The organism is Allobosea sp. FBZP-16 (assembly GCF_002831785.1).
Lineage (GTDB): Bacteria > Pseudomonadota > Alphaproteobacteria > Rhizobiales > Beijerinckiaceae > Allobosea > Allobosea lupini.
In genome coordinates, this window is record NZ_LNCQ01000008.1 from 1 (window position 1) to 7,938 (window position 7,938).

The 7,938-nt window shown below is 67.0% G+C and carries 10 protein-coding genes; all 10 read right to left on the reverse strand.

Annotation, left to right across the window (positions count from 1 at the left end):
• Positions 1-89: 89 nt before the first annotated feature.
• The 10 genes from CXY91_RS02100 to CXY91_RS02145 all read right to left on the reverse strand — a co-directional run bounded on the left by CXY91_RS02100 (position 90) and on the right by CXY91_RS02145 (position 7,800).
• On the reverse strand, positions 90-320 hold the full coding sequence (locus tag CXY91_RS02100; RefSeq protein ID WP_100959114.1) for a hypothetical protein: 231 nt from the start codon (positions 318-320) through the stop codon (positions 90-92).
• 9 nt (positions 321-329) lie between these two features.
• Positions 330-1,118, reverse strand: a complete 789-nt coding sequence (locus CXY91_RS02105; RefSeq protein ID WP_100959115.1) for a DNA adenine methylase — start codon at positions 1,116-1,118, stop codon at positions 330-332.
• A gap of 147 nt (positions 1,119-1,265) precedes the next feature.
• Positions 1,266-1,958, reverse strand: a complete 693-nt coding sequence (locus tag CXY91_RS02110) for a hypothetical protein (RefSeq protein WP_100959116.1) — start codon at positions 1,956-1,958, stop codon at positions 1,266-1,268.
• Between the two features lie 56 nt (positions 1,959-2,014).
• Positions 2,015-2,473: a hypothetical protein gene (locus CXY91_RS02115; protein ID WP_100959117.1), complete on the reverse strand. Its 459-nt coding sequence runs from the start codon at positions 2,471-2,473 to the stop codon at positions 2,015-2,017.
• A gap of 2 nt (positions 2,474-2,475) precedes the next feature.
• Positions 2,476-3,735: a hypothetical protein gene (locus CXY91_RS02120; protein WP_100959118.1), complete on the reverse strand. Its 1,260-nt coding sequence runs from the start codon at positions 3,733-3,735 to the stop codon at positions 2,476-2,478.
• Between the two features lies 1 nt (position 3,736).
• On the reverse strand, positions 3,737-4,339 hold the full coding sequence (locus CXY91_RS02125) for a YmfQ family protein (RefSeq protein WP_100959119.1): 603 nt from the start codon (positions 4,337-4,339) through the stop codon (positions 3,737-3,739).
• A complete protein-coding gene (locus CXY91_RS02130; RefSeq protein ID WP_100959120.1) occupies positions 4,336-5,439 on the reverse strand; it encodes a baseplate J/gp47 family protein in 1,104 nt (367 codons plus the stop codon). The genes CXY91_RS02125 and CXY91_RS02130 overlap by 4 nt, the downstream gene beginning before the upstream one ends.
• Complete coding sequence (locus CXY91_RS02135) at positions 5,439-5,906, reverse strand: phage GP46 family protein (RefSeq protein WP_100959121.1); 468 nt, start codon at positions 5,904-5,906, stop codon at positions 5,439-5,441. Before CXY91_RS02135 ends, CXY91_RS02130 begins: the two co-directional genes overlap by 1 nt.
• A gap of 54 nt (positions 5,907-5,960) precedes the next feature.
• The gene (locus tag CXY91_RS02140; RefSeq protein ID WP_100959122.1) at positions 5,961-6,530 is read right to left on the reverse strand and encodes a phage baseplate assembly protein; all 570 of its coding nucleotides are present in this window, start codon (positions 6,528-6,530) and stop codon (positions 5,961-5,963) included.
• A 10-nt stretch (positions 6,531-6,540) separates the two neighbouring features.
• The gene (locus tag CXY91_RS02145) at positions 6,541-7,800 is read right to left on the reverse strand and encodes a phage baseplate assembly protein (RefSeq protein ID WP_100959123.1); all 1,260 of its coding nucleotides are present in this window, start codon (positions 7,798-7,800) and stop codon (positions 6,541-6,543) included.
• Positions 7,801-7,938 lie beyond the last annotated feature (138 nt).

Below are 7,938 nucleotides of genomic sequence, written 5' to 3' on the forward strand. Positions count from 1 at the left end.
TTCGCGCTACACGTGTTGTAGCGCGAAAAATCAAATGGCACCGAGCGAACGATCAAATGTCACCAGATCGCGTTTTCGAATGGTGCCTATCAGGGGCCCGCGACGCGGTTCAGCGCTTGGGCGAACTCTCGCGCTTCCTGTGGAGTGAACGCCACCACGAGGCTGCCCAAGATCCTGACCTCGACGGTCTCTTCGGTACGCGCCGCTTCAAGGCTCACCATCCACCGGCCCATTCCGAACGGCTCCTCTATCTCGATCCGTGACCTGTCGGCCTCGTGCTGCATGCGGTGCTGCCGACCAGCACCAATCACCTTGTCCATCGCCCTGCCTCATGCGCTGATCAACACCTCGCGCACCCGCTTCGTGTGTTCCGCCCCGCCCGCCTGATAGCTCAGCTCGACCGTCTCGATCGTGGCCCAGGCGAACAGCTCGCGCACCCCGGGCACGTCGTTCAGCGAGAGGATGAAGCGGCCTTGAAGCCCCTGTAAAGCCCGGCTCAGCGCGGCGAACTCGTCCCGGCCGAACATGCCGCGGCCATAGTAGTGCTCCGTGCCCCAATAGGGCGGATCGAGATAGAACAGCGCGCCTGGCCGATCCCAGCGCCGGATGAACTCTTGCCAGGGCAGGCAGTCGACCCAGACGCCGGCGAGACGCTCGTGCACCGCCTCGAGGAGCGGCACAAGGCGGGTGATGTCGAAGCGAGCCGGCCCGTTCGTATCGATGCCAAAGGAGCGGCTGGCGACCTTGCCGCCGAAGGTCAGGCGCTGGAGATAGAGGAAGCGGGCGGCGCGCTCGAGATCGGTCAGCGTGTCCGGGTCCTGGCCGGCCAGGCGCTCGAACTCGGCCCGGCTGGTCACCTGCCATTTCAGCATGTCGAGCAGCGCCTGATAGTGCCGCTGCAGGATGCGGAAGAAGATCGCGACATCGCGCGAGGCGTCGTTGATCGCTTCTACCTTCGGCCGGCTCGGCCGGCGCAGGAAGACGCCGCCCATGCCGACGAAGGGTTCCGCGTAGATCGAGTGTTCGACCTCGCCGATGCGGGCGATGATGCGCCGGGCGAGCTGCTTCTTGCCGCCGACATAGCCGGCGACGGGATTAACCGGTCTGACGGATTCCATTTGTGCTGAGGTCCAGAATCGTCGCCCTCTCACGCGCGGCCTCGCGGCCGCCGTGGCGGGCGATGTCATTCGACCTTTCATCGGGCGGCTTACCTGCCAGGGAGCGGCCGCCGGAGCCCCTCGGGGCTCCCCTGTCACGTCACCAGCTCAATCGAGCTCGACCACCAGCTGGTTCTGCGGGTAGGTGATGGCAGTGACGACGGTGTTGTTCGCGGGGAAATTCGGATCGTACGCGTCGTAGGGGTCTTGGTCGAACGCCACATTCCCGTCGCCGCCAGGATTTGGAGTTCCAGTGTTGTCCCAGTTGGTGGCCCCGCCCACGTTCCAGGACGAGCGCGCACGAGCCCAGATCTCTACCCTGTAGAAGCCAGGATCGGTGATTTTATGCACCGTCGAGAAGGCCGGGGTGTCGTACTTATATCGGTCGGTCTGGCCGCTGGGATATGTGACCAGATTCGACATGATGTTTGCCCGAACGAAGCAGCCGGGAATTTCAGGGGGGCGGCCCCAGAACGGGTCCTCTGTGCCGGGCCAGACATCCGCGGCGGCAGGCCCACGCAAGCCAGCGCTGATCGCATAGGCAGACATCCGCTCCATGAAGTCTGCCAACCGGACGCAGGCGTTGAAGCCCAGTCGCATCCGTGCGGGCCGGTCGACCTTGAGCCCGATCGTGAACTGCTGGACCCGGCGCCAGTTGAAGAACATATCGTTCTTGGTCGTGTGGGTCTTGGCGAACTCGCCGTGCGTGATGAGCGGTATGCTGGCCAGCGCGGATCGAGGAAGGAGCAGCGGCGCGGCTGCGGCGGCGGCGCCAAGCGCGAAAAACTGACGACGATCCATAGTCTATCCCCTATCCCAAGAACGAAGACGAACCTTCGGGGCCAGCGCCGCAGCGCTTAATACATCGCCGCGAGATCAACCACTGATTGTTTTGGTTTGGGCCAGCGTTGCTCGCCCTCCGGCGTTAATCCGCCGAGATCGGCGAGCTCGCGCAAGCGGTGGCGAACAGCCTGTATCCAAGCGACTCCGGCAGCGTAGGTTTCGGCGAACTGCTGCTCCTCAGCCGAGCGCATCTCGACCGGTGCACCGGCGATCACCGCCATCGTCGCAGAAAGGTTGAGTTGCGCGGTGGTCGGGATCACCGAGCTGATGAGATTGAAGGCCTCATTCTTGAGCGCAGCAAGGGGTATCCGGCTCGCGTCATGCGCCGCCAGCACCGCCTTGACGCCGGCCTTCTGCTTCGCGCTCAGGCCATCGAGCCCTTGCACCTCACCATCGGTGCCCCACGAGATCGGTAGCCCGCCGAGGCCTGCGGCCTCGAGCTCGTCGCCAAAAGTTGGTCCGATCGGTTTCATGATCACCTCAAGGAAAGATGGAGGAGGCAAGAGGGCGCCGAGGATGTGTTGCCACCCCAGGTGCCGGTGCCGGTCGAGTTGTAGCCAGTGAGCGTGGCGTAGTGCCGGCCAGCACTGAGACCCGAAATCTGCTGGTGGGGCGCAACCGGGCCGCCAGCGGTTCCGAAAACGGCCGAGATGCCAGCATTATTGGTCCCGGTCCCGTCATAGGTCACGGCGGTGTAGGTGGTTCCGCTCGCGCCGCTATTGAAGCAATAGCCTGTCGCGAAGCCGTCGATGAGATCGTCGGGATAGCAGATGAAGTTGCAGCGGATTTCGGTGTTAATCTCGGCCGGCGTGCCCGATCCGGCCGCGGTCTGGCGGTCGGCCGTGAAACGATTGAATATGCGTTTGGATTCGCGGTTGTAGTACGAGCGGACCAGCCGGTTGGTGAAGCTGTCCTCCCACGCGCCCGCCGCATTTGAGCCGGCAATGCCGACGTGCGCGCGGCTCGCATCGCCCGTCTTAACCGGTGTCCCGTCAACCCCTGTCGTGAAGACGGTTGTCGATTTTTCCAGCTTCAGATCGCCGTTGCCGTCGAGATAGGCGTAGATGAAGTAGTCAGTGCTGTTGGCGTTGCCGGCGGTCGACAATGTCGGGCCGACCAACGGGATCTGCACCGGCACGCCGCTCACGATGAGCTGTGAGCCATTCTTCGGTGACAGTCGCAGTTGGGTTCCGTCGAGCCAGAGCAGACAGTTGCCAGTCAACCCGACCAGGGCGGTTCGCACATCGCTCGGCAGCGTGGCGGTCACGCAGAGGTTCGCGCCATCGTCGAAAACCGGGTACCAACGCCCGCTGGTCAGATCGCCGACAGCGGGGTCCAAACCATTCGCCTTCTTGATGCGCCGGTCGCCGAGACCGCTCAGATTGGCGTTGACGATCGTGCTGGTATTGGTCGCCGGGGCTTTGACCCAGAGCGCCCGGCCGATCTTGTAGGCCGCGATCGCCAGTGCCGGAGCCACGACCCACGCGTTCGCCGTGCCAGTGGCCACAGCGAAGTTGAGGGCGCCGCTCTGAAAGGCCTGTGCGAGTTGTGTGAGATCATTCGGATCGGGGGCGAAACCCGCGCTCTCGATGATCTTCAGCATCTCCTCCTGCGTCGCGTTCATATGCGTCGCAGTAAGCACGGTGCCGGGAACGCCGCCGACCGTATCTTTGCTGCGGAAGCCCCTGCGGCCACCGCCGATGTCGACCGCCGTGGTATGGCTGATCCGGTCCATGTCAGGGGCTCCCCGCGTAGTCGAACACGACCTCGGTGTGCGCCGGCTTCAGGCGCCGGATGTCGCATTCGATGTCGTTGATGGTGAGGTCGTAGAGGCGGTCGCCGGCCTGGCCGTCGTCGACCTCGAACAGGACCTCGTCGGTGATGCCGGCGAGGTGGACGGTCCAGATGAACTGCTCCGGCGGCTCAACCAGCTCGTCGCCGCAGACGAGCTCGCCGGCATAGCCCACGCGGTTCTCGCTGATTGTGATGGTCACGCCGCGCTTGGCGGCCAGGTCGATGAAATACTGCCGCGAGGCGCCGCCGCGACCGGTCCAGCGCTGATGCGCCAGCTGGCGGCGATCGCTGAGTGACATCAGCGAGATGTCGCGGCCACATGGATCGGGCCCCAGCACGCGCTCGAAATCGGTCAGGCAGACGCTGGCGTCGCGGGGGTCCACCTCCGCGAGCATCGCTTCGGCGAGCTCTTCGACATCGGCGATGCCACCGGCGAGCGGCGCCAGCAACGCCGCGATGACGCTGTCGCGGTCGCGCCGCCAGATCCAGCCGGGCGGCAGCTCGGACAGGAGCTCGTCCAGAACCTGGTCCTCGCTCCGACTCATGGCGGCGGATCCCAGGTGGTCGACCCTGGCACCGGCAGTTCGTCCCGGTCGGGCACGACATCTGCAGGCGGCAATGCGATGTAGTGGCGATACTCGCCGCTGGCGGCCGAGAGCGCTTCGGAGAGGCGCGAGCGGGCGAAGCGCTCGCCGATCTCGGCCTCGGCCGCGAAATGCGCTGCGGCCGCGCCCTCGAGCGCGGCGCGCACGGGCAATGTGTCCGGCACGACGGCAAACTGCATTGGCACCGGCAGCAGCACGACCGGCCGGACGTAGACCTCGGCCGTCACCGGCCGCAGCGGGTGGAGATGGGCGGCCATGGCGTCGAGCTCGGCCGGGATCGGCGCCACCGGCGCGACAGCGGTACCCATGGCGACGACGACGCCGACCGAGCCGGGGCCGACCCAGAGCGGCACGGTCGCGATCTTGGCGACGGCGAAGGCATTCTGGATCCAGACGCGGTAATCGCTCTTGTTGCCGCCGTGGCCGGGCTCGCGGATCTCGACCAGCACGCGAGCCAGCAGCGACTCGTCCGTTTCCTCCTCGGCGCCGCCGGCCATGCCATCGGCGTCGAGGACGGCAGCCTGCGGATCCAGCCCCGCCTGGACCGTGACGATCGGCAGGCTGGCGCCTCCGGCGGTGTTTCCGAGGACGCCGCCCTCGGCCGCCTCGAGCGCGATCGAGACCTCGCCGGCGCCATCGAGAACGCCACCGGCCGAGGTGACGGCAAGCCCGCCGGCAGGCAGGCGCAGATCGAGGCCAGCCGGCACGGCCGTGCCGGGAACCCCGGTGAAGAGCGCAAGGCCAACCGCCTTGGTCGCTGGCCGGCGGAAGACGCCCCAGATCGAGGCATGGCGGATCAGGTACTCGGCCTCGGCCGTGTCGGGCATCATCTGCCGGACGTTCCAGCTCAGATGCAGATGGGTGCCGTAGAGCCCGGTTGCCTGCGCGCGCACGATCGCGGCCAGCATGCCCTTCTCGGAGCGAACGGCGCGGGCGATCGCCTCCGGGCTCTTATCCGGACGGATGCGCTTCAAGGCCGCTTCAAGCCGGCCTTCGGCGCGGCGGGTGAGCTCCTCAGGCGTGGGCAGCGGCGCGGGCATCAGGACGCCTGCTGCATCAGCTCGAGCTCGGTCTCGCCGACGCGGCAGACCAGAGCGAGCCAGCCGCGGCGCGCCCAGCTGGTCGAGATCTGCGCCGGGGCCCCAGTCTCGACGCCAACCCAGCGCAGCGCCTCGCGGGCGGCGTCCTGGACGAAGAGCTCGGTGAGCTCGTGCTGCTTGGCGCGCTCCAGCAGCCAGAGCCGCGAGCCGGTGCGCCGGCCATAGGCGTCGAGCGCATCGCCAACGGCGCCGCGACGGGTGACAAAGGAAGTGGAGACGTTGAGGGCGTCGCGGCCCTGCGGCAGGGCGTCGTCAGGCCGGGCGCGGCGATCGCTCCCAAGCGAAATCAGCATGGGCGTGAGCGCCGTCTCGTCGAGCAGCAGATCGCCGTCCTCGCCCAGCTCGGCGTCAGCCGTGCGGGTTTCAGGATCGAAGATCAGCGCAACGTCGAGGAAGTCGGCGGCCATGGCGCGAACAATGTCGCGCGCGCGCAAGGCCGGACACGGCCCCGCGCGGGGCCGTCAGACGCCCGGTTCCGGATCCGGCCCGACCACCGGCGCCACCGAGCAGAATATCCCGTCCGCCTTCACCACCAGCCATTGGTCGCCGAAGCGGAGCTTGACGTAGTCGGGCCGGATGACGACGCGGGGCGCATTGGCTGCCGCGCCGAGCTTGGCGATGATCCGGTCCTCGAGCACCTCGACCGTGGCGTCCTTCACCTTCGACTTGACCCGCTTGCGGCTGGTGCTCTCGATCGAGCCGTCCATCTTCGCATGGACCCGGTCGCCCTTGAGATTGTGCATGGCGGCCTCGCCCTCCTCGAGGCCGCCAAGGCGATTGCCGGGCGCAGAGGTAGGCAGTCCGACTAGGTCGCCCTGATCACCGCCGACCGCCAGCACCACCATCTCGCTGCCGGCAGGACCGCGCGAGGCGAAGCCGAAGGGCTGGACGATCTCTACATCGGTGCGCTCGACATGGCGGTGCGTCTCGACGCTCGCGGTCTGGCTGCCGCCCTTGTCGTTGGTCGAGCGGACGGCCGAGCGAGTGACGATGCCGCGGATCTGATGGGCGGTTTCCGAATCGGCCGACATAGCGCCTCCCTCAGAGCGGCTTGGCAGTGCTGTCGAGGCCGCCGGGCTTGCTGCCGCCCTTCTTCTTGGCGGACTTCTTCTGGCTGCGGCGATCGCCGACCGGCATCAGGTCGAAGGCCTCACGGCCGGTTACGCGCAGGCGGGTCATCTCGCCGCGCTCGTCATAGGTGATCGAGACGCCGGCGATCAGCTGCTCGGAGGAGAGGCCGGCATAGTCGTCCTCGACGAAGGCGACGGTGTTCATCTGCCAGGGCTTCTGCTCCGGCCCGCCGGTGATGCCGCGATAGCTGTAGTCCATCTTGTCGCCCTTGGCCCGGCGGGTGCGCATCTCCCATTCCGCCTGCTTCTGGGCGTCGACATCCTTGGCCTGCGTGCGCGACATCGCGATGTGCGGCCGCCAGCGGGTGACGTCCGGATCCTGGGCGTGGCCCATGACATGGGCGCCGGCGCCGCCCGGCTTGTCGAGCGGAGAATCGGTCGCCGGCGCCGGCTGCTCCGGGGCCTCGTCCTTCGGCTCCTCGCTGACGTTCAACGCAGCCGTATCGGGCCGGCGCCCGCCATTCTTCTCGCTCTGACCCTTGACGAAATAGTCGCTGAAACGCTCGCGGGCCGAGAAGGTGGCCCGCACCCTGGTGACGTTGCCGGGGAAGTGGATCTCGTCGATCGCCTTCTGCTTGCCGGAGCGGGTGATCAGGATACCGCCGACGCGGTCGCTGGTGATGATCACGGCGCGCTGCTTGGCGTATTTGGCCAAGGCCGAGATCACCGTCTCGCCGGCCTCGACCGTCGCCTTGTCGAGCACCGGGCTGGTATCGACGTCGCATTTGACCTTGATGCCGAAGGGCTCGCAGATCTTCTTCGCGAACTCCTCGAGCTTAATCTTCTTGTACTCGTGCTTGCCGCGCGGATCCGGCGGGCAGTCGACCAGGTCGCCGGTCTTGTCGCGGCCGCTGATCGTGACATAGCCGCCGCCCTGCTCGCCGGCTTCGGAGCAGACGTCGTCGATCCAGCCCTTCAGCCAAGTCTCGCCGTCGATCGTAATCTCGGCCGCGCGGCCCCAGTTCATCGGCTCGCCGTCGCCGGCCGGCGTGGTCCAGTCCCAGGTGCCCTTGGCGCGCTCGTCGTCATGGACGGTGAGCTCGAAGGACGCGGCGAGCTCGCCCATGTCGTGAACGAGCTCGGCCCGGGTCCATCGGTCGATGGTCTTGCCGTCGATCTTCAGCGCGATCCGGCGCGTCGGGATCTTGGCGGGCAGATAAACCTGGGTCATCGCCCGTTCCCCGGCTTCAGCACCTCGATCGGCCCGGCGCCGAGGATGGCCGGGTGGCGCAGGCGGTTGCGCCGGACGATGTCGTGCAGCATCGGCACGACCTGGCGCGGATCGTCGCCGGCATAGTGCTGGGCCAGC